Raw genomic sequence first — 23,041 nt, forward strand, 5'->3', positions numbered from 1 at the left:
GTTAGGTCAAGGAGTGAAAGTGCGGATCGGTGAACTGGCCGAGCGGACCGGCGTGAGCGTCCGGTCGCTGCGGTACTACGAAACCAGAGGTCTGCTGGCCGCGCAGCGGTCCTCCGGCGGGCAGCGGGAGTATCCGGAGGCGGCGGTCGACCGGGTGCGGCGCATCCAGGAGATGTTCGCCGCGGGCCTGCACAGCGACACCATCGGCGAACTGCTGCCGTGTATCCACGACGTCGACGGCACACCCAATGCCACGGCGACGCCGTTCCTGGTGGAGAAGCTCACCGAGGAACGCGCCAGAATCGATCAGGCGATGCGCGATCTGCGCCGGACGAGCGACGTGCTCGACGGCATCATCCGTGCGGCGGGTGGCGAGGCCTCCGGACAGTAGGGTGGACGCCATGGCTCTCGACAGCGGAACGATCTCCGAACCCGGTAGCGGCGCGGTGGCGCCGCCGGTCGCCGAGACGGTGCCCACCCGGCGGGTGCACCACGGCGACGTGTTCGTCGACGAGTACGAGTGGCTGCGGGACAAGGAGAATCCCGACGTCATCGCCTATCTGGAGGCGGAGAACGCCTACACCGAGGCGCAGACCGAGCACCTGAGCACGTTGCGCGAGACGATCTTCGACGAGATCAAGGCGCGCACCCAGGAGACCGACCTCTCGGTGCCGACCCGGCTGGGCGAGTACTGGTACTACTCGCGCAGCTTCGAGGGCAAGCAGTACGGCGTGCACTGCCGGTGCCCGATCGCCGCGGGCGCCCAAGGCATCGACGAGTGGACTCCGCCCCAGCTGAGCGCGGAGACCGAGGTCCCGGGCGAAGAGGTGCTGCTCGACAGCAACGAGCTGGCCGAAGGGTACGACTTCTTCGCCCTCGGCGCGTTCTCGATCAGTCATGACGGCACGCTGCTCGCCTACTCGGTGGACAACGTCGGTGACGAGCGGTACGTGCTGCGCTTCAAGGATCTGCGCACCGGCGAGCTGCTCGGCGACGAGATCGCGGGCACGGCACCGGGTGCGACCTGGTCGCTGGACGGCAGCCACGTCTTCTATCAGACCGTCGACGAGTCCTGGCGGCCCGACACGGTGTGGCGGCACCGGCTCGGCAGCACCGATCCGGACGTCAAGGTGTTCCACGAGCCCGACGAGCGCTACTGGGTGAGCATCGGCGCCAGCCGCTCGGAGAAGTACCTGATGATCTGGGTCGGTTCCAAGATCACCAGCGAGGGCTGGGTGCTGGAGTCCGACGATCCCGAGGGCGAGTTCCGCGTGCTGCTGCCGCGCCGCGAGGGTGTCGAGTATTCCGCCGAGCATGCGGTGATCGGCGGCGAAGACCGCTTCCTGATCCTGCACAACGACGTGGTGGACGGCATCAAGGCGGAGAACTTCGTGCTGGCCGAGGCGCCGGTCGACGACCCGTCGAACCTGACGCCACTGATCGGGCATCGCGAGGACGTGCGGCTCGAGGACATCGACGCGTTCCGCGACCACCTGGTGCTCAGCTACCGGCGCGAGGCGCTCACCCGGATCGCGGTGTGGCCGCTGACCGCCGACGGTTACGGCGAGCGGCGCGAACTCGACATCGATCTGGAACTCTTCGCGGTCGGCGTCGGAGCCAATCCGGAGTGGGCCCAGCCGACCCTGCGCATCGGACTGACCTCGTTCATCACGCCGATGCAGGTATTCGACTACGTCCCGGCCACCGGCGAGCTGCTGTTGCGCAAGGAACAGCCCGTGCTCGGCGGCTACGACGCGAACGACTACGAACAGCACCGGCAGTGGGCGGTCGCCGAGGACGGCACCCGGATTCCGATCTCGCTGGTGCGGAAGAAGACCACCGCGGCCGACGAGCCCAAACCGTTGCTGCTCTACGGCTACGGCTCCTACGAGGCGAGCATCGACCCGTCGTTCTCGGTCGCCCGCCTGTCGCTGCTGGATCGCGGCATGGTCTTCGCGGTCGCGCACGTGCGCGGCGGCGGCGAGATGGGCAGGCTCTGGTACGAGCACGGCAAGACGCTCACCAAGAAGAACACCTTCACCGACTTCGTGGCCTGCGCCCGGCATCTCGTCGACGCGGGAGTCACCGCCCCGGACCGGATGGTCGCCGACGGCGGCAGCGCGGGTGGCCTGCTGGTCGGCGCGGTGGCGAACCTGGCCCCCGAGCTGTTCGCGGGCATCCTGGCGAACGTGCCGTTCGTCGATCCGCTCACCTCCATCCTCGACCCGTCGCTGCCGCTCACCGTGATCGAGTGGGACGAGTGGGGCAACCCGCTGGCCGACAAGGACGTCTACGAGTACATGAAGTCCTACTCGCCGTATGAGAACGTCGAGGCCAAGGACTATCCGGCGATCCTGGCGATCACCAGCCTGAACGACACCCGCGTGCTGTACGTGGAGCCCGCGAAGTGGATCGCCAAGCTGCGCGCCACCGCCACCGGCGACGCGCCGCTGCTGTTGAAGACGGAGATGAGCGCGGGCCACGGCGGCGTCAGCGGGCGCTACGAGAAGTGGCGGGAAGTGGCCTTCGAACACGCCTGGCTGCTCGACACGGTCGGTCTCGCCGACGCGTAACGCACCGCCCGATCGCCGGGCGCACCGGTGAAAGCGGCGCGCCGACCGCGGGGCGAGCGGCCGACGCAGGCGTGACGGAGTGTTCGCCACCTGGTCATATAGCCTGCACGTCGCGGACACGTGCGGCTGGCACCGTGGATGCATGAACGCTGAGCTGGTCGTATCGGTCTCCGGGATCAGGGACACCACCCGGGACACGGCGATGGGGTTCGCCGAGGAGATGGATCGGCGCGGCGTGCCCCTCTCGCTGCTGGTGGCTCCGCGGCTGAAAGGCAAATACCGGTTGCTCGACGACCCGGCGACGCAGGCCTGGTTGCGCGGCCGCCGGGCCCGCGGCGACGCCATCGTGCTGCACGGCTACGACCAGGCGGCCACCAAGCGGCGGCGCGCCGAGTTCGCCGCGCTGCCCCGGCACGAGGCCCGATTGCGGTTGACCGCCGCGGATCGCGTGCTGGAGCAGGCCGACCTGCGTACCCGGCTGTTCGCGGCCCCGCGCTGGGATGCCTCGACGGGCGCGCTGGACGCGCTGCCCGAGGTCGGTTTCCGGCTGGCGCTCGGGTTGACCTCGATCATCGACCTGGAGCGCAATATGGCGCAGAAGTCCAGGGTGTACGGCATCGGCGAGGGCTTCCGCGCCGAACCCTGGTGGTGCCGCGCCCTGGTCATGGGCGCCGCGCGCACCGCCCGTCGCGGCGGCGTGCTGCGACTGGCCGTATCCGCCGCGCAGCTGACGCGTTCGGGCCCCCGGCAAGCCGTGCTCGATGCCGTCGACCTGGCGCTGTTGCACGGTGCGGCGGGAACGACCTACCGGTGGGAGCCCTTCCCGGCCGTTCGAGCCGCATGACTGACGCCGCGGGCGGCGGCGGGTCGGCCCCATCGCCCGTGGCCGGTCGGGACCGCCGTGGCGCGACCGATCGGCGCCGCCGCCCGCGAATGGCGTAGCCGGGCGGCGGCGCTGTCACGATCAGGACGGAGCGATCGTCGTCTCCGGCACCGCCGCCGTCGCGTCGTGCGTGAAGCCGCCCGCCTCCGCGCGCGTGAGTGAGGTCGAGAACGGCCGCCGCCGCAGCTGTTCCATGCAGCGGCCCAGATCGGCGATCAGCATGTCGGCCATGTCGACGGTGAAGCCGTGGCGCAGCACCGCGCGCATCACCGTCTCGTCGTTCCGGTCCGCGGGTAGCGGATAGGCCGCGATCAGCCAGCCTCTGGAGCGCAGCCGGTCGGACAAGTCGTAGAGGTTGAAGCCGGGATCACCGGTCAGGCGCCAGCACACCGCCGCGATGCCGCGCTGCGGATCGCCGTCGTGGATCAGCTCGAAGACCCCGAGGCCGCGCACGCCCGCGGCCAAGTGCTGCGCCACCCGGTAGATCGCGGATTGCACCCGGGCGTAGCCGGCCCGCCCCAAGCGAATGAACTGGTAGTACTGCGTGATCGCCTGCCCGCCGGGCCGAGAGAAGTTCAGGTTGAAGGTGGCCATGCTGCCGCCGAGGTAGTCGACGTCGAAGATCAACTCCTCCGGCAAATCATCGGCTTCGCGCCAGATCGCCCAGCCCGCGCCGAGGGGGGCCAGGCCGGTCTTGTGGCCGGAGGCGTTGATCGACTTCACCCTGGGCAGCCGGAAATCCCAGACCAGATCCGGTGCGGCGAAGGGGGCGAGGAAACCGCCACTGGCCGCGTCGACGTGGATCGGGATGTCCCAGCCCTTCTCGCGCTCGAGCGCGTCGAGCGCCGCGCTCGCCCCGGCGACGTCTTCGAACAGGCCGGTGTAGGTCTGCCCGAAGGTCGGGACGACCATCATGGTGTTCGCGTCGCAGTACTCGGCGAGGTCGTCGGGATGCATGGTGAGCCGATCGCCGCGCAGCGGGATCTGCCGGATCTCGACGTCGAAGTACCGCGCGAACTTCTCCCAGCACACCTGGACGGGGCCACAGACGAAGTTGGGCGTCCCGGTGCCGCCACCCTTGCGCCAACGGAACTTCGCCGCGAGCCCGCCGAGCATGGCCGCCTCGCTGGAGCCGATGGTCGAGGTGCCGTGCGTGCCGGCCGGGTCGGGCGCGTGCCACAGATCGGCGACCATCCGCACAGCCCGGCGCTCCAACTCGGCCGTCTGCGGGTATTCGTCCTTGTCGACGATGTTCTTGTCCAGGCATTCGGCCATCAGCCTGCGCGCCTGGTCCTCCACCCAGGTGGTGCAGAACGTGGCCAAGTTCATCCTCGAGACGCCGTCGAGCATCAGTTCGTCGTGCACGATCTCGTACGCGACCTGCGGGAACATTTCGTGCGGGGGAAATCCGGCTCGCGGCGCGGACCGGCCGAGCCCCGGCAGGGCGAACAGATCATCGGCTGCTTCGGACATGCGGGCCTCCCGGTCGACAGGGTGCGGGTGTGCCTCATCTCTCGCGGAGGATGCCCTGCGATAGCTGACATCTTCCCTCGCTCACCTTGACACACCGCGGCCGTCCCGCGGAGGTACTTCGCCTTCGCTCCGGAGACGTCTCGTGCGCGGACACCCGCCCAGCTGTGCGAACTTCACCCGAAAGGCCGGGGATAGGGTTGGGGGATGACAGACGATGTGCGTGTCGCGGCACTGCGCAGCGCGGTGGCGGAGTTGATGAAACAGGCGAAAACCGATCTGGCTCAGCTTGTTTCGTTCAAGTCGGTAGCCGATCCCCGGCAGTTCTCTCCCGAGGAGTGCGACGCGGCGGCGCAGTGGGTGGCCGACGCGTTCGCCGCAGCGGGGCTCACCACGGTCGGCCTGCACGAAACGCCGGACGGCACCAAGGCGGTGGTCGCCTCGCGGCCCGCTCCCGATGGTGCGCCGACGGTGTTGCTCTACTGTCACTACGACGTCCAGCCCCCGATGGACGAGGCCGCATGGCGCACCCCGCCGTGGGAGTTGACCGAGCGCGACGGGCGCTGGTACGGGCGCGGCAGCGCCGACTGCAAGGGCAACATCGTCATGCACCTGACGGCTCTGCGCGCGCTCGGGGCGGATCTGCCGGTGGGGGTCATCGTGGTGGCGGAAGGCTCCGAGGAACAGAGCACGGGGGGACTGGAGCGGTTCGTCGAGGCCGAGCCGGAACTGCTGCGCGCGGACGCGATCGTCGTGGGCGACTGCGGTAACTTCGCCGCGGGTGTGCCGACCCTGACGCAGACGCTGCGCGGCGGAGTGAACGTGGTGGTCACGGTCGAAACGCTCGCCGGCCCGTTGCATTCCGGCATGTTCGGCGGCCCGGCTCCCGACGCGCTCGCCGCGCTGATCCACCTGCTTGCCTCGCTGCGCGACGAGCGGGGCAACACCACCATCGACGGGTTGCCGAACGATCAGGTCTGGCCGGGCGTCCAGTATCCGAGCGAGCAGTTCCACGCCGACGCGCGCGTCCTGCGCGATGTCGAACTCGTCGGCGACGGCACCGTCGCCGACCTGCTCTGGGCGCGGCCGGCGCTGACGGTGCTCGGCATCGACGCGCCTCCGGTGGTCGGCTCCGCCGCCGCCATCCCCGCGGTCGCGCGCGCCCGGCTGAACCTGCGCATTCCGCCGGGCACCGACCCGGATCAGGCGCACCGGGCGCTCGTCGCGCACCTCGAGGCGCACACGCCGTGGCGCGCTGAGCTGACCGTCGAGCTGGAAGGCGCCGGAGCACCGTTCCGGTCCCCGACCGGCGGACCGGCGCGCGCCGCGATGGAAGCGGCGCTCGCCGCGTCCTACGGTCGTCCGGCGACCACCCAGGGGCAGGGCGGCTCGATCCCGCTGTGCAATGTCTTCGCCACCACCTACCCGGACGCGGAGATCATGCTGCTGGGGGTCGAGGAACCGAAAGCCCTGATTCACGCGCCCAACGAGAGCGTGGATCCGAAGGAGATCGAGCACATGGCCCTGGCCGAGGCGATCTTCCTGGCGACCTACGCCGGATAGCGCTACAACTCGGTGTCGTTCTCCGGGTCGAGCACCCGGAATTCGGTTCCGGCGGGAGCCATTTCGGACAGCCTGCCGAAGTAGATGCCCTGCGCCTCCGCGCGGATGATGCCGTAGTGGATGGGCAGCGCGACGCGCGGAGCGACCGCGCGCAGGTAGTCGACGGCTTCGCTGACCCGCATCCACGGCGCTGCGGCGGGCGCGGCCAGCACGCCGACCGGGACCGGCGGCACCCACAGCGAGTCACCGGGGTGCACGAGCTGCGCGGGGTCGTCGGCGGTGCCCAGCTGGAAGACGGTGTTGTCGATCACGGGGATCTCCGGATGGATCACGGCGTGCCTGCCCCCGCCGCCGGTGATCCGGAGATCGCCGAGGGTGAGCACGTTGCCCGCGTGCACCGCCTCCCACCGCTCGCCGCGCTGCTGAGCGGTCTGCGGATCCGACAGCAACCGCGCGCCGGGGTTCGCCTCGACCAGCGCCTCGATCCGGTTCGGGTCGATGTGGTCGGGATGCTGGTGGGTGACCGCGATCGCGTCCAAGCCGGTGAGACCCTCGAAGCCGTGCGAGAACGTGCCCGGATCGAACAGGATCTTCTTGCCGTGCAGCTCGACGAGGAGACAGGAGTGACCGAAGTGGGCTATGCGCATGCCGCCATGCTAGCCACGCCGGGTGTGTTCTCCACGACATCGCGGGCGTCTCGGCGCACCCCGCGGATGCCGGGCTCGACCAGCACAACTACGCTGCTGAGGTAACCCCCCAACCACATGAGGAGCAACGCGTGGCACGAGTCGTGGTCGAGGTGATGCCGAAGGCCGAGATCCTGGATCCGCAGGGGCAGGCCATCGTCGGCGCACTCCCGCGCCTGGGATTCGAGGGCATCTCGGACGTGCGCCAGGGCAAGCGATTCGAACTCGACGTCGATGACAACATCGACGACGCGGCGCTCGAGCAGATCGCCGAATCGCTGTTGTGCAACACCGTGATCGAGGAGTGGAAGGTGGTTCGCCTCTCATGAGCGCGCGCATCGGGGTCATCACCTTTCCCGGCACGCTCGACGACGTGGACGCTGCCCGGGCGGTGCGCCTGGCCGGCGCCGAGGCGGTCAGCCTGTGGCATGCCGACGCCGACCTCAAGAGCGTCGACGCGGTGATCGTGCCCGGCGGCTTCTCCTACGGCGACTACCTGCGCGCGGGCGCCATCGCCCGGTTCGCGCCCGTCATGGGTGAGGTCGTGCGTGCCGCGGGCGCCGGACTGCCGGTGCTGGGCATCTGCAACGGCTTCCAGGTGCTGTGCGAGGCCGGGTTGCTGCCCGGCGCGCTGACCCGCAACGAAGGGCTGCACTTCATCTGCCGCGACGAGTGGCTGACCGTGGAGTCGGTGTCGACGGCGTGGACCTCCCGCTTCGAGCCGGGCGCTCAGATCCTCGTCCCGCTCAAGTCCGGTGAGGGGCGCTACCAGGCCTCGGAAGCCGTGCTGGACCAGCTCGAGGGCGAAGGCCGGGTGGTCTTCCGCTACGCGAGCGGCAACCCGAACGGCTCGCAGCGCGGCATCGCGGGCATCGCCTCGGCGAACGGTCGCGTCGTCGGCTTGATGCCGCACCCCGAACACGCCACCGAGCCGCTGACCGGGCCCAGTGACGACGGTCTCGGCCTGTTCCTCTCGGTACTGGACTCGCTGGTAGGGGTGTAGTCCTCCAGCGTTCGTATTCGTCTTTCCGCTGGTGCGGTCGACGATCTCGAAGTCGACCCGATCCGCGCGGGCGATACATCCGCGCTGGATTGCCTGGTCGCCTCGGAAACTCCGGACGCCGCAAAAGGTTTCGAGAACCAGGCCCCGGTCGAGGGCGTCGAGTATCTCGGGCACTTCCAGCAATCCGGCCGTCCGCTCTGGCGCGCCCGGTGTGTGGACGGCTTCGTAGGTGGCGTTGCCGAAGCTGGTGAGCGCGGGCGCGAATGCGCCGTACCGCGCGCGGTAGCGGGTCATCCGGTCCCGCCCATCGGGTGTGCGGTGGTCCAGGAAGAAGCTGGGCGCCACGAAGAAGTCGTGATCGGCGTCCGGTGACGGCGTGCATCATGTCGGTGGACGGCGGCGCGGAGACCTCGGCCGACGTCCGCCTCATCGATATTCGTAGTACGAATTTCGCGCCCCAGAATTCCCGCACTCCGGTTGATTTCATCGGCCGTGACGGATATCGCCGCGTCGCAGGACTGCGCCTTGATACCGCCCGGTCCCTGTCGCGGAACTATGTCGAGGACCTCGATCGTCCCCGCAGGGCTCTCGAACGACGTCGACATTCGGTACTCTGCTTCTCGTTCGAGCGAAATTCACGGCAGGCGGGAAATAATGACGTCCATTGTAAGCGGAAATTCGACGCTACATGGCGCGCTGCGTGCCGCGGAGCGCGGTTGGGTGCGGCATCTGGACGCGGCGTTGTGCGCCAGGCAGCTCTCGCCGGACCAGTGGTCGATGCTGTCGAATCTGTGCGGCGACGCGGGGATCACCATGACCGAACTGGCGGCCAGATCGCAGCTGGCGCCGTCCTCGGCCACCAGACACGCCGACTATCTGGCCGAGCGCGGCCTGATCTTCCGGCTCGCCGCGCAGGACGATCGCCGCCGCATCCTCATCGGCCTCAGCAGGCTCGGCGCCGACCTGGTCACCGAGGTGCGCGCGGAGGAGGCGCGTGCCGAACAAGAGTTGCGCGGGCGCATCGGCGCGCGCCGATATACCGAACTCATGCGATTGCTCGACCTGGTTTCCATCGCCTCGGAGTAATACTCCGAAGTACCGACATTCATCCGATGAATGCCGCGAGCGCCCGATTCGTGATCGGACGCCGGACCATTCTCGCCCTTATGTTCCGGGGCGAATCGACTCGTGCCGAGTAGTGATTCAGCGGGCCGATTTCTCGCGATTACCGCATCGGCCACGTCGTATTCGACCGAGTATTCGGCACACCCGCCGATCGACCGGGACACACCGGTCACGGCCCGCTTGCCTAGGATCGCAGGCATGCCCGCCTCCACCACCGCAGCCACGGCCGCTGGGCTGTGCGCGTTCATCGATGCGTCTCCGTCGCCGTTCCACGTCTGCCGCACGGTCGCCGAGGAATTGGACGCTCGGGGATTCACCCGGCTCGCCGAGTCGCAGACCTGGCCGTCGAACGGCACGGGCAGGCACTACGTGGTGCGCGGTGGGTCGCTGGTGGCCTGGGCCGCAGGGGACACGGCGGGCGCGACCCCCTTCCGTGTGGTCGGGGCGCACACCGACAGCCCGAACCTGCGCGTCAAGCAGCATCCCGACCTGACCTCGGCGGGCTGGCAGCTCGTGGGGCTGGAACCGTACGGCGGCGCGTGGCTGAACTCGTGGCTGGATCGCGAACTCGGCGTCTCCGGACGGTTGAGCGTGCGCGACGGAAACACGGTGGGCGAGCGCCTGGTTCGCATCGATGAGCCGATCCTGCGGGTGCCGCAGCTGGCCATCCACCTCTCCGAGGACCGCAGGGGCGTCACGCTGGACCCGCAGCGGCACGTCAACGCGGTGTGGGGCGCTGGGTACGAGGCGGCATCGTTCATCGATTTCGTGGCCGATCGGGTGGAGGTCGATCCCGAGGACGTGCTCGGCTGGGAGCTGATGACCCACGACCTGACACCGAGCAGGCTGATCGGGCGGGATCAGGACTTGGTCAGCGCGCCCCGCCTGGACAACCAGGGCACCTGCTTCGCGGGCCTCCAAGCGTTCCTCGCCGCGATCGACACGCCGGGGGCGGCGATCCCGGTGCTGGCCATGTTCGACCACGAGGAGGTCGGCAGCCAGTCCGACCGCGGCGCGCAGTCGGATCTGCTGCCCACGGTGCTGGAACGCATCGTGCTCGCGCGCGGCGGCGGCCGCGCCGATTACCTTGCCGCGCTGGCCGGTTCGGTGTGCGCGTCCGGCGACATGGCGCACGCGACGCACCCGAACTATCCGGAGCGCCACGAGCCCGCGCACCGCATCGAGGTCAACGGCGGGCCGGTGCTGAAGGTCAATCAGAACCTGCGCTACGCCACCGACGCCACCGGCGCGGGAGCGTTCGCGCTGGCCTGCGCGCAGGCCGCGGTCCCGTTGCAGCGCTACGTGCATCGCGCCGACCTGCCCTGCGGCTCCACGATCGGGCCGATGACCGCGGCGCGCACCGGCATGCCGACCGTCGACGTGGGCGCGCCGCAGCTGGCGATGCATTCCGCGCGCGAGCTGATGGGCGTGTTCGACGTCCCGGCCTACGCCGCGGCGCTGGCCGCCTTCCTCACGCCGGAGGCCATCGGGCGGTAGGTGAACACCGCGACGAGGAACACCGCGAACGTGGCCAGCACGTAACTGCTTCCGATGATCTGCTGCCACCAGGCCCACTCCAGCTCGCGGTCGCGCGAGTGCGGCAGCAGCCAGTGCGGGCCGATCAGGAACAGCACGGCGCCCGCCGCGATCACTCCGATCGCCCGCGGGCTGCGCGCGCCGCGCACCATGAGGTCGGCGGTGAGCACCAGCGCGGGCGCGATCCACACCCAGTGATGCGACCAGGACACCGGCGAGACCAGCAGCACCGCCGCGGCGTTCACCAGCAGCGCCGCCGCGGTCGCGCCCGCTTCGAGCAGCCTGCGCATCCACACCGCGGCCAGCGCCACCGCCAGCACCGACAGCGTGATCCACAGCAGAGTGGCCGCCGTGTCGTCGATGCCCAACCGGAAGGCCATGCCCTTGATGGACTGGTTACCCGCGAAGTAGGGCGGTCCGATCCGGCCGGTGTCGGCGAGGGTGTGGAACCAGTAGTCCACGGAATCGGCAGGGAACAGCAGGAATCCGAGACCGACCGCCGCGATCGCGGACACCACCAGCGTGCCCGCGGCCTTCCAGTCCTTGCGCAGCACGAAGTACAGCAGGTATCCGGCCGGGATCAGTTTCACCGACACCGCGATGCCGATCAGCATGCCGCGCGGCCAGAACGGCTTGCGCGCCAGGCAGTCCAGGGTGATCGCGGCCATCAGCACCAGGTTGATCTGGCCGAAGCCGAAGGTCTGGCGGACCGGTTCGAAGAACTGTGCCACCGCGACCGCGCCGACGACCAGGGCGAGCACGGCCGGCCGGGACAGGTCGGGACGCAACCGAGCCAGCACCAGCCACAGCGAGATGGCCAGGGCGGCTACGGAGGTGACGACCACGACCACCTCGGCGATCACCAGCGGCATCAGCGCCAGCGGCGCGAAGAACAACGCGGCCAAGGGCGGATAGGTGAACGGCAGCCCGATCCCCTCGACCGGTGGCATCGGGCCGTACAGGTCGCCGCCGTCCAACCAGACCCGGGCGCCGTTGCGATAGACCTGCAGGTCGATGTAACCGTGCCACCAGTGCGCCAGCAGCGAGACGAGCGCCGACACCGCGAACAACGCGGCAGCAGCAATCAGCCAGCGCACTTGCCGTGTCCCGGGGTTCGGCGACGCGTCACCGGGCGCGGCTCCCGATTCCCCGCTCCGGGCCGACGCGGCGTCCGAGGCGATCGATCGCTCACCCGGATTCGCGACCCCCGATCCTTCGTTCACCGGCTCAGACTAGCCGGTGCGTGTGGCCCGTACCCACTGCCTCTAGACTTACACCCAGGCATCTCGCCGCCCCCCAGTGACAACGCTCGTCGCTTCACAATGCCCGGCCGAAAGGACCCTGGTACTCCGTGACTCCGCAGGTCGACACCGTCAGCGCAGCCGCAGCAAACCCCGACGTGCCGCAACCCTACAAAGAACTCGGGCTCAAAGACGACGAGTACGCCCGGATCAAGGAGATCCTCGGCCGCAGGCCGACGGACGCCGAACTGGCGATGTACTCGGTGATGTGGAGCGAACACTGCTCCTACAAGTCCTCGAAGGTGCATCTGCGCTACTTCGGCCAGACCACCACCGACGAGATGCGCGAGTCCATGCTCGCGGGCATCGGTGAGAACGCGGGCGTCGTCGACGTCGGCGACGGCTGGGCGGTCACCTTCAAGGTGGAAAGTCACAACCACCCCTCCTACGTCGAGCCGTACCAGGGTGCGGCCACCGGCGTCGGCGGCATCGTGCGCGACATCATGGCGATGGGCGCGCGCCCGATCGCGGTGATGGACCAACTGCGCTTCGGCGCCGCGGACGCGGCCGACACCCGACGCGTGGTGGACGGCGTGGTGCGCGGCGTCGGCGGCTACGGCAACTCCCTCGGCCTGCCGAACGTCGGCGGCGAGACCGTGTTCGACGCCTCCTACCAGGGCAACCCGCTGGTGAACGCGCTGTGCGCCGGCGTGATGCGGGTCGAGGACCTGCACCTGGCCTTCGCCTCCGGCGCGGGCAACAAGATCGTGCTGTTCGGCGCGCGCACCGGCCTGGACGGCATCGGCGGCGTCTCGGTGCTGGCCTCGGACACCTTCTCCGGTGACGAGTCCGGCTCCGGCCGCAAGAAGCTGCCCTCGGTGCAAGTCGGCGACCCGTTCACCGAGAAGGTGCTCATCGAGTGCTGTCTCGAGCTGTACGCGGCGAAGCTGGTGGTCGGCATCCAGGACCTCGGCGGCGCCGGGTTGTCCTGCGCCACTTCCGAGCTCGCGGCGGCCGGTGACGGCGGCATGCACATCGAGCTGGACAAGGTGCCGCTGCGCGCGACCGGCATGACGCCCGCCGAGGTGCTCTCCAGCGAGTCGCAGGAGCGCATGTGCGCGGTCGTCACCCCGGAGAACGTGGACGCGTTCATGGCCGTGTGCCGCAAGTGGGATGTGCTGGCCACGGTGATCGGCGAGGTCACCGACGGTGACCGGCTGGTGGTCACCTGGCACGGCGACACCGTGGTGGACGTGCCGCCCCGCACCGTCGCGCACGAGGGCCCGGTCTACGAGCGCCCGCTCGCGCGGCCCGACGAGCAGGACGCGCTGATCGCCGACACCCCGGACCGGCTGGCCCGGCCGGAGACCGCCGACGAACTGCGCGCCACGCTGCTGCGGATGATCTCCAGCCCGCAGCTGTGCAGCCGCAAGTGGATCACCGAGCAATACGACCGCTACGTGCGCGGCAACACCGTGCTCGCCGACCAGGCCGACGCGGGCGTCATCCGGATCGACGAACAGACCGGCCGCGGCATCGCACTGGCCACCGACGCATCCGGCCGCTACACCAAGCTGGACCCCTACGCCGGTGCGCAGCTGGCGCTGGCCGAGGCCTACCGCAATGTGGCCACCACCGGCGCGACGCCGAAGGCCGTCACCAACTGCCTGAACTTCGGTTCGCCGGAGGACCCCGGCGTGATGTGGCAGTTCCAGCAGGCCGTGCGCGGCTTGGCGGACGGCTGCGTGGCGCTCGGCATCCCGGTCACCGGCGGCAACGTCAGCTTCTACAACCAGACCGGCCAGACCGCGATCCTGCCCACCCCGGTGGTCGGCGTGCTCGGCGTAATCGACGACGTGCACCGCCGCATCCCGACCGGCCTCGGGCTGGAGCCGGGCGAGACGCTGATCCTGCTCGGCGAGACCCGCGACGAGTTCGGCGGGTCGATCTGGTCCCAGGTGGAGCACGAGCATCTGGGCGGCGTGCCGCCGAAGGTCGACTTCGCACGCGAGCAGCTGCTCGCGGAAGTGCTGACCGCCGGTTCGCGCGACGGCATGATCAGCGCCGCGCACGACCTCTCCGAAGGCGGGCTCGCCCAGGCCGTCGTCGAAGCCGTGCTCGCCGGTGAAACCGGTTGCCGCATCCTGCTTCCCGAGGGCGATGACCCGTTCGTCACGCTGTTCTCCGAGTCGGCGGGGCGCGTGCTGGTCGCCGTGCCGCGCTCGGAGGAGACCAGGTTCACCCGGATGTGCACCGCGCGCGAACTGCCATGGGTGCGTATCGGCGTGGTCGATCAGGGCTCGGATTCGCTCGAGGTGCAGGGCCAGTTCTCGATCCCCATGGACGAGTTGCGGACCGCGCACGAGGGCACGCTGCCGAAGCTGTTCGGCGCGGGCACTGTCTGACGAAACGCCCACCTGGGCGGGCCTGAACCCCTCGTTACCGGGCCCGCCCAGGTGCGCGTATTCAGGCGACGGAATGGAACGGATCGTGCTCGGAGAGCAGCTTCTCCATCCGCGCCTGATCGATGCGACCGTTTATGGTCGCCGCCTCGTGCTGGTCGCGGACCACCTTCGCCAGCGTGAAGGTGCTCGTGACCAGGAAGAGCATGGACATCCCCAGGAATCCGCGCTGCCAGACATCCAGTGGCAGCGCGTAGATGCCGATGCCGATGCCGACGAAGCTGATGCCGAAGGCGAGCGAGGCCTGCGCGACGTATGCGGCGCTGGCTTTCGTCCGCGTGGTCGTTGTGCTCATGGATAAGAGTTTCCGGACGGCGCGGCCCGAGCACCCCTGTACAACTACTCGAGCGGAATGGGTAGTTGCCATTCGGAAAATCCGTCCGTTCACGGGCCCCGCGGGCGGTGTGATCCGCGCCCGGTGCGCCCGCGTCGCGGTGGGCGACGCGCCGGGCCGTCGGTGCCGACCGCCATACTGATCGAATGCTGGAGAGCGCCGGGACCATGCGAAAGCTGCGTACGCGCGCGGTCGCGACGACCCGGAACGCCGAGGACGTCATCGATCTCAACTACGTCGGCCTGGTCGTGGCCACCGTGTTCTTCGCACTGTCGGTGACGCCGTCGCTGCTGCCGCGCGACTGGCTGTTCCAGGGGTTGATCAGCGGGATCAACGCCGCCATCGGCTACGGCGCCGGCTGTTTGCTGGAGTGGCTGTTCCGGTTGTGGGTGCGGCCACGGTTGAAGATCTCGCCGCCGCCGACGTGGGCGCGTTACGCGATCAAGTCCGCCGTGCTGCTCACCGCCGCGTTGAGCGCCGCGCTGATGCTGATCCAGTCGGCGCGGTGGCAGCGTGAGATCACGGCGTTGATGGGCATGGAAGGCACCACCACGCCCGCCTACCTGCGCACCGGTCTGCTCAGCCTGGCGGTCGGCGTCGCGGCCGTCTCGGCCTATCGGACGCTGCGGGAGATCATCCTGTTCCTGGCCCGCCTGCTCAATCGGTGGGTGCGGATTCCACGCGAACTCGCGCCCGCCGCCGGGTTCCTGGTGCTGGTGGTGCTGGCGGTGACGATCTTCAACGGTGTGGCCACCCAGGCGTTCTTCGCGGTGGCCAATTCGGCCTTCAGCGTGCAGAACGACCACACCTCGGTGAACGCGGTGCAGCCGCAGCAGCCGGAACGCTCCGGCAGCCCGACCTCGCTGGCGAAGTGGGAGACCCTCGGTTTCGAAGGGCGCTGGTTCGTCTCGCACGGCCCCACGGCGAGCCGCATCACCTCGGTCACCGGCCGTCCGGCCAAGGAACCCATCCGGGCCTACGTCGGCTTGGAGTCGGGCGAAGGCGACGAGGGACCGGCCGAACTGGCGGTGGCGGAGCTGGAGCGAACCGGAGCGTTCGACCGGAAGGCGCTCGTGGTGGTCACCACCACCGGGACCGGGTGGGTGAACTCGCTGGCCGCCGGGGCGATCGAGTACATGTACGACGGTGACACCGCGATGGTCGCCACGCAGTACTCGTACCTGCCCAGCGTGCTGTCGTTCCTGGCCGACCGCAACAAGGCTGCCGCGGCGGGCAGGGACTTGTTCGACGCGGTGTACCAGCACTGGACCGCGCGGCCGCCGCAGGTTCGCCCCAAGCTGCTGGTGTACGGGGAGAGCCTGGGTTCGCAGGGTTCCGAGGCGGCGTTCGACGGCCTGGCCGATCTGCGGGCCAAGGTCGACGGCGCACTCTGGGTCGGCCCGCCCAATTCCAACCGGCTGTGGCAGCAGTTCGTCGCCCGCCGCGATCCGGGGTCCAGGGAGGTCCAGCCGCTGTACGCGGACGGGTTGGTGGTCCGGTTCGCCAGCGACAGCGCCGATCTGGCGCGGCCCTCGACGGAGTGGCGGCCGCCGCGCATCGCGTATCTACAGCACGCGTCCGACCCGATCGTCTGGTGGTCGCCGGACCTGATCTTCTCGCGCCCGGATTGGCTGTCCGAGCCGCGCGGCTCGGACGTCTCCTCCCAGATGCGCTGGTGGCCGTTCGTCACCTTCTGGCAGGTGGCCGCCGACCTCACCAACGCGCAGGGCGTCACCGACGGGCACGGACACCGCTACGGCAGTCTGGTGCTGGACGGCTGGGCGGCCATCGCCGCGCCGCCGGACTGGACCGCGGAGCGTTCCGAACGAATCCGGGCCGAAGTCGAGGCCGCCGAGGATTACGAGCGGACAACCAAGTGAGACGGACGCGGGTCGCGAGAATTATTGCGGCCGTGGTATTTCCGTTGATCTGGAGCAACGTGGTCCTGCCCCGCCTCGGTCTCGGCATACGCGGGCGAACCGCGGCCAATGCCGGTTTCGCCACCGCGTACGCGCTCGCGTCGCGCGCCGAGCCGGGCCGTGACTCGTGGCGTGGCGTGCGCTGCGGGCTGCTCGCCGCCTCGGGCGTCGTGGCCGGTTACGTCGCAACCCTTGCTGTTCCATCGCTGCGATGGCGACTGGCCGAACTCGCCGAACGCGGGCCGGACGTGTCGACGGCGGAGTGGGCGGCCGTGCACATCCCCCTCGGGACCGTCTACAGCGAGGAACTGGTTTTTCGCGGCACGCTGGATCCCCTGCTGGACCACGTCTTCGGCCCGCGCACGGGTGCGTTGCTCGGCGCGGCGACTTTCGGGCTCTGGCACATCGCTCCCGCGCGGGCCGTTGGCGACAGCGTCCCCGCCACCGTGGCCGTCACCGCGGCGGGCGGCCTCGTGTTCGGTCGGCTGCGCCGCCGCACCGCGGGCACCGTCGCCCCGGCGCTGTTGCATCTCGCCATGAACGCGGGCGGGGCGATCGCGCCGCGCTTGGCCCGCCGCATCGACGCTTCCTCGCGCGGATCCCGGCCTGCGTAGTACGGCTTGGGGACAACTGTGGATGGATTCGGGAAGTAGGGTCGCGAAGGTGGCAGGACGAGGGACGGTCGACCCGGCGCAAACGAGGGCAGCGGTGGCGGTGGTGAGCGAGTGGTTGCGGGACGAGTCGGTCGACGCGCCCGCGCGCGCCGAACTCGCGGCGGCGGTGCGGACCACGGCGCGCTCGCTGGCGGCCTCGGCTCCGGGACATTCGGTGGAGGTGCGGGTACCGCCGTTCGTCGCCGTGCAGTGCGTCGAGGGGCCGCGGCACACCAGGGGCACCCCGCCGAACGTCGTCGAGACCGACCCGCGCACCTGGCTGCTGTTGGCCACCGGCCTGCTCGAGTTCGACGACGCCGTCGCCTCCGGCGCCGTCACCGCCTCCGGCACCCGCGCGGCCGAGATCGCTCATTGGCTCCCGATCGTCCGGGCCACCGCCTGAGGTCCGCGCCCGAGCGGTGCCGACGGGTCGGTCGAGGTGTGCTCGGAAACCGGTGATTCGCGGCGTGTTCCGGTTCACGCCTGGACGATGTTGCGGCGCTCCAGCCCCTTACGGTCGTAGAAGCGGGTGACCGCCGCGCCCAGCACCAGCCCGATCGCCAGCCCCAGGACGGCCATCCACACCCCGCGCGTGAGTCCCGCCTCGAAATTCGCGTCGAAGTACAGGATCGACCGCACCCCGAGGAACACCTGGTGCATGGGCTCGAAGGAAGCGAGCGAGCCGAAGTATCGCGGCGTCGCCTCGATCGGCACGGTGCCGCCGGAGGACGGCAAACCGAGGATGACGAACAGGATCAGGTTCACCAGCAGGCCCGCCGAGCCGATCGCCGCCAGCATGGACAGCCCGGTGACGCCTACGGCGGTGAGGGCCAGCACGCTGTAGAGATACAGGGCGAGCGGATTGCCGATCGGCATGTCCAGCAGCTTGCCGACGACCAGGAACACCGCGGAGACGATGCTCGCGGCCAGCACGAACACGCCCCACTTGATCAGCAGCGTCCTGAACCGGGAGATCGGCGTGGACGGGTAGTGCACGTACCAGGGGCCGTACTCGGTGGGCACGAAGCCGAGTTGCGCGTCGATCATGGTGTGGATCACCATCGCGCCGACCACACCGGCCAGCAGGAGCAACAGGGCGTAGAAGAACGCGGTCAGCCCCTGCCCGCTACCGTGCGGCAGCGGGTGGTACTGCTGCGTGACCACCTCGATGGGCGACGCCAGCGCGACCTTGGTCGCCCCGGTCAGCTCGGGCGCGGGCGGACCGCCGGGCGGCGGGGCGAGCTGCGCGGTGACCTGATCGAGCAGCTGCTTGCCGACCTGCTTGTTCACCTCGGTGAGCGCCTCGTCGCCGACCCGGAGCACGATCTGGGTGCCGAACGCGCCGGTGCGCGGATTCGTCTGCAACGTGATGATCGGCCGCTGGATGTCGCCCGGTATGACACTGCCCACACCCAGATTCCCGAGCCGCTTACTGAAATCGCTCGGGATTATGATCGCGCCGTAGACCTGTCCGGACTGCATCTGCCGCTCGGACTCGTTGATGCTGATCACCCGCAGGTCGACCTTGTCCGACGGCACCCCATCGGACAGCGCCTGCGTGATCTGGTCGCCGAAATTCACCTTCCGCGCGGTGCTCCCGTTGCCGATGGTGTCGCCGACGTCCTGGTTGACCAGGGCGATCGGGAAATCGTGCAGGTTCTTCTCCGGATCGACGACGTAGTCGAGGTACATGATGCCCAGCAGTGCGGTGAGCAGGCTCAGCACCGCGAGGGGGAAGAGCACCATCCGAGGCCATGGCCTGCGCCCGGGGGCCGCACCCGACTCCGCCGTGCTCGCGTCGTCCGTAGTCGTCACGGTGCGCACCGTAACAGCTGCCCGCGTCGCACCGGCCGCGCTTGGGGCACCCGGATTGCTGCTCGGATGCGGCGGCGGTGTCGGTGCGCCACCGAGCACCCGTAGAATGAAATCTGCCCCCAGCCCGCCCGAACAGGGAGCAAACGGTGACCAACGCCGAACTGCCGGTCCAGAGCATTTCCGCCCCCTCCTGTCCCGCCCCGGACGTCAACGAGAACGAGCCACGCGAGGAGTGCGGAGTCTTCGGAGTCTGGGCGCCGAGCGAAGAAGTGGCGAAGCTCACGTATTACGGGCTTTACGCGCTGCAACACCGCGGACAGGAGGCGGCGGGCATCGCGGTGTCGGACGGCTCGCAGATCCTGGTCTTCAAGGATCTGGGTCTGGTCAGCCAGGTGTTCGACGAGCAGACGCTGGCGGCCATGCCGGGTCACATCGCCGTCGGGCACTGCCGCTACTCCACCACGGGCGGGGTGACCTGGGAGAACGCGCAGCCCATCTTCCGCACCACCGCGGTCGGCTCCGGACTTGCCCTGGGGCACAACGGAAATCTGGTCAACACCGCCGAATTGGCCGGTCGCGCACGCGAACTCGGTCTGCTCGGCGCTTCCGTCCGGGGTGGGCGCCCGCAGCCCGCCGCGGCGACGTCCGACTCCGACGTGGTCACCGCGCTGCTCGCGCACGCCTCCGCCGACTCGAGCATCGAGCAGGCCGCGATGGAACTGCTGCCCACCTTGAAGGGCGCGTTCTGCCTGACCTTCATGGACGAGCACACCCTCTACGCCGCGCGCGACCCGCACGGCGTCCGCCCGCTGTGCCTGGGCAGGCTGGAGCGTGGCTGGGTCGTTGCCAGCGAGACGGCCGCGCTGGACATCGTCGGCGCCGCGTTCGTCCGCGAGATCGAACCCGGCGAATTGCTGGCGATCGACGCCGAAGGCGTGCGCTCGATGCGCTTCGCCAACCCCGAACCCAAGGGCTGCGTCTTCGAGTACGTGTACCTGGCCCGGCCGGACAGCACCATCGCGGGCCGGTCGGTGCACGCCACCCGGGTGGAGATCGGCCGGCGCCTCGCGAAGGAACACCCGGTAGACGCCGATCTGGTGATCCCGGTCCCCGAATCCGGTACGCCGGCCGCCGTCGGCTACGCGCAGGGGTCGGGAGTGCCCTACGGCCAGGGTCTGATGAAGAACGCCTACGTCGGGCGCACGTTCATCCAGCCCAGCCAGACCATCCGGCAACTGGGCATCCGGCTCAAGCTCAATCCGCTGCGCGAGGTGATCCGGGGCAAGCGCCTGATCGTCGTGGACGACTCGATCGTGCGCGGCAACACCCAGCGCGCGCTCATCCGGATGCTGCGCGAGGCGGGCGCGGTGGAGATCCACGTGCGCATCGCTTCGCCGCCGGTGAAATGGCCGTGCTTCTACGGCATCGACTTCGCCTCGCGGGCGGAACTGATCGCCAACGGCGCGGGGACCGAAGGCGACGTCGCGGACATGGTCGAGGGCGTGCGCCGGTCGATCGGCGCGGACACCCTCGGCTACATCTCGCTCGACGGCATGGTCGCCGCGACCGAACAGCCGCGCTCGCGACTGTGCTGCGCGTGCTTCGACGGCACCTACCCGATTCCGCTGCCCACCGAGGCGGCCATCGGGAAGAACGTGCTCGAGGGCATGCTCACCGGCCAGTCGGAGGCCGCGCTGCTGAGCGACAACGCGAATGCGAGCGCGCTGAGCCGTCCGTGAGCGGCCGCTGATCGCCTTGTGATCACCTGCGCCGGTGGGTCGCCCGCTCCGGGCGTCCGCCGGAATCCCTTTCGCCGCGGCGCGTGATGGTTTCGCCGGAAGCGTCCGCCGGTACCGTCATGTCCTGTCGCGCACTGTCGCGTGGCGTGCTCGAGACATGACGCCCCGCCCTACGCCGCCGTCCTGGACATACGACCGGTTCTACCGGCGGCCGTAGGCGCTGTGCATAACGCCTGCTGACAGGCTCGCGGATTTTCTTCGAAAACGTAACGTGCCGAAAATGCTTCGTAGGTACGGTGCCGATCAGACCGGAAGTTCACCCGCGTCCGCACCGGGCCCGCGATCCACGCCGAGCGCGGTGCGGCGCTCGAGAAGTGGGGCCGTGATGAGGAATTCGTGGTTGGGGCGGCGGATCGGGACGCGAACCATCGCGGCCGTCGGCTTATTGGGGTTGGCGGCGTCGATGCTGGCGGGCTGCGGTTCCGGGCGAACCGGCGAGGACGATGACGGCGGCGGCCTGGTGGCAGGCACCACCGACAAGATCTTCTCGCTCGATCCGGCGGCCGCCTACGACAACGGCTCGCTCGTCGCAGAGACGCAGATCTACCAGTACCTGCTGAACTTCGCGCCCGGCGACGCGACACCTCGGCCCGATGCCGCGCAGAAGTGCGAGTTCACCGCGCCCACGGTGTACACCTGCACGCTGAAGGACGGCCTGAGATTCGCCAACGGCAACCCGCTGACCGCCACCAGCGTGAAGTTCTCCTTCGACCGGATGCTGCGGATCAACGACCCGAACGGGCCCGCGGCACTGCTCGGCAACTTGGAGAAGACCGACGTGGTGGACGCGGGCACCGTCGCGTTCACGCTGAAGGTGGCCAACGATCAGACCTTCCCCGCGATCCTGCCCACCCAGGCAGGACCGATCGTCGACGAGAAGGTGTACGCCCCGGACCGGGTGCTGCCGGACGAGGATGTGGTGCGAGGCAAGGGTTACTCCGGCCCGTACACCATCGCCGGTTACGACAAGAACAAACTGGTCGAGTACCGGGCGTTCGCCGACTACAACGGCATCCTCGGCACACCGAGAACCAAGACGGTGTCGACGAAGTACTACGCCACCGCCGACAACATGAAACTCGACCTCCAGAACGGTTCGCTCGACGTCGGATATCGGTCGCTCACGCCCACCGACATCGAGTCGCTGCGCAACGACAGCAAGGTCACCGTGCACGAGGGCCCGGGCGGTGAATTGCGCTACCTGGTGTTCAACCTGAACACCATGCCGGGCGGTACGCCCGCGCAGAAACTGGCCGTGCGCAAGGCGGTCGCGTCCAGCGTCGACCGGGCCGCGCTGGCCGACGGCGTCTACAAGAAGACGTACCTGCCCGCGTATTCGTCCGTGCCGCAGGGCGTGCCGGGCGCGGCGGAGCCGTTCGAGGACATCTACGGCGCCCGGCCGAACAAGGATCAGGCGGCGAGATTCCTGGCCGACGCCGGGGTGCCGACCCCGGTGGAGCTGAATCTCCAATACAACCCGGACCACTACGGCTCCAGCAGCTCCGAGGAGTACGCGGCGATCAAGTCGCAGCTGGAGGCCACCGGTTTGTTCTCGGTCAACCTGCAATCCACCGAATGGGTGACCTACCAGCGCGAACGGGCCCGCGACGGCTACCCGCTCTATCAGTTCGGCTGGTTCCCGGACTTCCCGGACCCGGACAACTACCTCTCTCCGTTCTTCGGCCCGAACAACTTCCTGCAGTCGCACTTCGAGGACCCGGGCATCTCCGCGCAGCTGATCGCGCAGGCCACCCAGCCCGACAAGGACAAGCGGCTCGCGCAGATCCAGCAGGTGCAGCGCGACCTCGCGCAGAACTTCCTGCCGATCGTTCCGCTGCTGTCCGGCAAGCAGATCGCGGTCTCGGCCGCAGGCGTGCGAGGCGTGGAGCAGACGCTCGACGCGTCGTTCAAGTTCCGCTATACGGTGCTGAGCAAGTGAGTTCCGGCGAGACAGCCGGGCCCGAGGCGACGATATCGGC

19 protein-coding genes are annotated in these 23,041 nt (G+C 69.3%); 14 read left to right on the top strand and 5 right to left on the bottom strand.

Annotation, left to right across the window (positions count from 1 at the left end; genetic code table 11):
- The first annotated feature begins 19 nt into the window (after positions 1 to 19).
- From ACGF7Y_RS16920 to ACGF7Y_RS16930, 3 genes are all read left to right on the top strand, one after another.
- Positions 20 to 391, top strand: a complete 372-nt coding sequence (locus ACGF7Y_RS16920; RefSeq protein ID WP_393234551.1) for a MerR family transcriptional regulator — start codon at positions 20 to 22, stop codon at positions 389 to 391.
- A gap of 10 nt (positions 392 to 401) precedes the next feature.
- Positions 402 to 2,573, top strand: a complete 2,172-nt coding sequence (locus tag ACGF7Y_RS16925) for a S9 family peptidase (protein WP_393234554.1) — start codon at positions 402 to 404, stop codon at positions 2,571 to 2,573.
- Between the two features lie 142 nt (positions 2,574 to 2,715).
- Entirely contained in the window at positions 2,716 to 3,417 is a 702-nt protein-coding gene (locus ACGF7Y_RS16930; RefSeq protein WP_393234556.1) for a DUF2334 domain-containing protein, read from the top strand.
- 120 nt (positions 3,418 to 3,537) lie between these two features.
- On the opposite strand, the gene ACGF7Y_RS16935 is transcribed toward ACGF7Y_RS16930, so the two are convergent.
- Entirely contained in the window at positions 3,538 to 4,929 is a 1,392-nt protein-coding gene (locus tag ACGF7Y_RS16935) for a glutamate decarboxylase (RefSeq protein ID WP_393234559.1), read from the bottom strand.
- A gap of 204 nt (positions 4,930 to 5,133) precedes the next feature.
- On the opposite strand from ACGF7Y_RS16935, the gene ACGF7Y_RS16940 reads away from it, so the two are divergent.
- Positions 5,134 to 6,489 (top strand): dipeptidase, encoded by a 1,356-nt coding sequence (locus ACGF7Y_RS16940; RefSeq protein ID WP_393234562.1) that lies wholly within the window; start codon positions 5,134 to 5,136, stop codon positions 6,487 to 6,489.
- Positions 6,490 to 6,491: 2 nt separating this feature from the next.
- Here the strand turns inward: ACGF7Y_RS16940 and ACGF7Y_RS16945 are convergent, their stop codons facing one another.
- Positions 6,492 to 7,136, bottom strand: a complete 645-nt coding sequence (locus ACGF7Y_RS16945) for an MBL fold metallo-hydrolase (RefSeq protein ID WP_393234564.1) — start codon at positions 7,134 to 7,136, stop codon at positions 6,492 to 6,494.
- A 131-nt stretch (positions 7,137 to 7,267) separates the two neighbouring features.
- On the opposite strand from ACGF7Y_RS16945, the gene purS reads away from it, so the two are divergent.
- The 4 genes from purS to ACGF7Y_RS16965 all read left to right on the top strand — a co-directional run bounded on the left by purS (position 7,268) and on the right by ACGF7Y_RS16965 (position 10,800).
- Positions 7,268 to 7,504, top strand: a complete 237-nt coding sequence (gene purS / locus ACGF7Y_RS16950) for a phosphoribosylformylglycinamidine synthase subunit PurS (RefSeq protein ID WP_062968638.1) — start codon at positions 7,268 to 7,270, stop codon at positions 7,502 to 7,504.
- The gene (gene purQ, locus ACGF7Y_RS16955) at positions 7,501 to 8,178 is read left to right on the top strand and encodes a phosphoribosylformylglycinamidine synthase subunit PurQ (RefSeq protein ID WP_040864722.1); all 678 of its coding nucleotides are present in this window, start codon (positions 7,501 to 7,503) and stop codon (positions 8,176 to 8,178) included. The genes purS and purQ overlap by 4 nt, the downstream gene beginning before the upstream one ends.
- 654 nt (positions 8,179 to 8,832) lie before the next feature.
- Positions 8,833 to 9,264 (top strand): MarR family winged helix-turn-helix transcriptional regulator, encoded by a 432-nt coding sequence (locus ACGF7Y_RS16960; protein WP_393234572.1) that lies wholly within the window; start codon positions 8,833 to 8,835, stop codon positions 9,262 to 9,264.
- Positions 9,265 to 9,501: 237 nt separating this feature from the next.
- Positions 9,502 to 10,800, top strand: a complete 1,299-nt coding sequence (locus ACGF7Y_RS16965) for a M18 family aminopeptidase (RefSeq protein WP_393234574.1) — start codon at positions 9,502 to 9,504, stop codon at positions 10,798 to 10,800.
- Here ACGF7Y_RS16965 and ACGF7Y_RS16970 read toward each other — a convergent pair.
- Positions 10,749 to 12,062 (bottom strand): glycosyltransferase 87 family protein, encoded by a 1,314-nt coding sequence (locus ACGF7Y_RS16970; protein ID WP_393234577.1) that lies wholly within the window; start codon positions 12,060 to 12,062, stop codon positions 10,749 to 10,751. The two genes, ACGF7Y_RS16965 and ACGF7Y_RS16970, sit on opposite strands and share 52 nt — an antisense overlap.
- A 128-nt stretch (positions 12,063 to 12,190) precedes the next feature.
- On the opposite strand from ACGF7Y_RS16970, the gene purL reads away from it, so the two are divergent.
- Entirely contained in the window at positions 12,191 to 14,485 is a 2,295-nt protein-coding gene (purL, locus tag ACGF7Y_RS16975; protein ID WP_393234580.1) for a phosphoribosylformylglycinamidine synthase subunit PurL, read from the top strand.
- Between the two features lie 61 nt (positions 14,486 to 14,546).
- On the opposite strand, the gene ACGF7Y_RS16980 is transcribed toward purL, so the two are convergent.
- Positions 14,547 to 14,837, bottom strand: a complete 291-nt coding sequence (locus ACGF7Y_RS16980) for a YiaA/YiaB family inner membrane protein (RefSeq protein ID WP_393234583.1) — start codon at positions 14,835 to 14,837, stop codon at positions 14,547 to 14,549.
- Between the two features lie 185 nt (positions 14,838 to 15,022).
- Between ACGF7Y_RS16980 and ACGF7Y_RS16985 the strand changes: the two genes are divergently transcribed.
- The 3 genes from ACGF7Y_RS16985 to ACGF7Y_RS16995 are packed head-to-tail and all read left to right on the top strand — an operon-like array spanning position 15,023 to position 17,851.
- A complete protein-coding gene (locus ACGF7Y_RS16985; protein WP_393234586.1) occupies positions 15,023 to 16,756 on the top strand; it encodes an alpha/beta hydrolase in 1,734 nt (577 codons plus the stop codon).
- Positions 16,757 to 16,788: 32 nt separating this feature from the next.
- Complete coding sequence (locus ACGF7Y_RS16990) at positions 16,789 to 17,409, top strand: CPBP family intramembrane glutamic endopeptidase (protein ID WP_393234589.1); 621 nt, start codon at positions 16,789 to 16,791, stop codon at positions 17,407 to 17,409.
- A gap of 49 nt (positions 17,410 to 17,458) precedes the next feature.
- Positions 17,459 to 17,851 (top strand): sterol carrier family protein, encoded by a 393-nt coding sequence (locus ACGF7Y_RS16995; protein WP_393234592.1) that lies wholly within the window; start codon positions 17,459 to 17,461, stop codon positions 17,849 to 17,851.
- 74 nt (positions 17,852 to 17,925) lie between these two features.
- On the opposite strand, the gene ACGF7Y_RS17000 is transcribed toward ACGF7Y_RS16995, so the two are convergent.
- The gene (locus ACGF7Y_RS17000) at positions 17,926 to 19,194 is read right to left on the bottom strand and encodes a YhgE/Pip domain-containing protein (RefSeq protein ID WP_393234680.1); all 1,269 of its coding nucleotides are present in this window, start codon (positions 19,192 to 19,194) and stop codon (positions 17,926 to 17,928) included.
- A gap of 215 nt (positions 19,195 to 19,409) precedes the next feature.
- Here ACGF7Y_RS17000 and purF point away from each other — a divergent pair, with 215 nt between their 5' ends.
- Together purF and ACGF7Y_RS17010 are read left to right on the top strand one after the other, a co-directional pair.
- Positions 19,410 to 21,002 carry an amidophosphoribosyltransferase gene (purF, locus tag ACGF7Y_RS17005; protein ID WP_040864730.1) on the top strand — a complete coding sequence of 531 codons (1,593 nt, stop codon included), beginning with the start codon at positions 19,410 to 19,412 and terminating at the stop codon, positions 21,000 to 21,002.
- A 463-nt stretch (positions 21,003 to 21,465) separates the two neighbouring features.
- Positions 21,466 to 23,001 carry an ABC transporter substrate-binding protein gene (locus tag ACGF7Y_RS17010; RefSeq protein ID WP_393234683.1) on the top strand — a complete coding sequence of 512 codons (1,536 nt, stop codon included), beginning with the start codon at positions 21,466 to 21,468 and terminating at the stop codon, positions 22,999 to 23,001.
- Positions 23,002 to 23,041: the final 40 nt, after the last annotated feature.

It is taken from the genome of Nocardia sp. NPDC047654 (assembly GCF_043205035.1).
Classification (GTDB): Bacteria; Actinomycetota; Actinomycetes; order Mycobacteriales; family Mycobacteriaceae; genus Nocardia.

Bases quoted from the DNA above. Each gene is read 5' to 3' on its own strand.
- ACGF7Y_RS16930 (WP_393234556.1), top strand. From the start codon at position 2,716: ATGAACGCTGAGCTGGTCGTATCGGTCTCCGGGATCAGGGACACCACC.
- ACGF7Y_RS16985 (WP_393234586.1), top strand. From the start codon at position 15,023: ATGCTGGAGAGCGCCGGGACCATGCGAAAGCTGCGTACGCGCGCGGTC.
- purQ (WP_040864722.1), top strand. From the start codon at position 7,501: ATGAGCGCGCGCATCGGGGTCATCACCTTTCCCGGCACGCTCGACGAC.
- ACGF7Y_RS16960 (WP_393234572.1), top strand. From the start codon at position 8,833: ATGACGTCCATTGTAAGCGGAAATTCGACGCTACATGGCGCGCTGCGT.
- ACGF7Y_RS16980 (WP_393234583.1), bottom strand. From the start codon at position 14,837: ATGAGCACAACGACCACGCGGACGAAAGCCAGCGCCGCATACGTCGCG.
- ACGF7Y_RS16965 (WP_393234574.1), top strand. From the start codon at position 9,502: ATGCCCGCCTCCACCACCGCAGCCACGGCCGCTGGGCTGTGCGCGTTC.
- ACGF7Y_RS17000 (WP_393234680.1), bottom strand. From the start codon at position 19,194: ATGGTGCTCTTCCCCCTCGCGGTGCTGAGCCTGCTCACCGCACTGCTG.
- ACGF7Y_RS16935 (WP_393234559.1), bottom strand. From the start codon at position 4,929: ATGTCCGAAGCAGCCGATGATCTGTTCGCCCTGCCGGGGCTCGGCCGG.
- ACGF7Y_RS16925 (WP_393234554.1), top strand. From the start codon at position 402: ATGGCTCTCGACAGCGGAACGATCTCCGAACCCGGTAGCGGCGCGGTG.
- ACGF7Y_RS16945 (WP_393234564.1), bottom strand. From the start codon at position 7,136: ATGCGCATAGCCCACTTCGGTCACTCCTGTCTCCTCGTCGAGCTGCAC.
- ACGF7Y_RS17010 (WP_393234683.1), top strand. From the start codon at position 21,466: ATGCTGGCGGGCTGCGGTTCCGGGCGAACCGGCGAGGACGATGACGGC.
- ACGF7Y_RS16940 (WP_393234562.1), top strand. From the start codon at position 5,134: ATGACAGACGATGTGCGTGTCGCGGCACTGCGCAGCGCGGTGGCGGAG.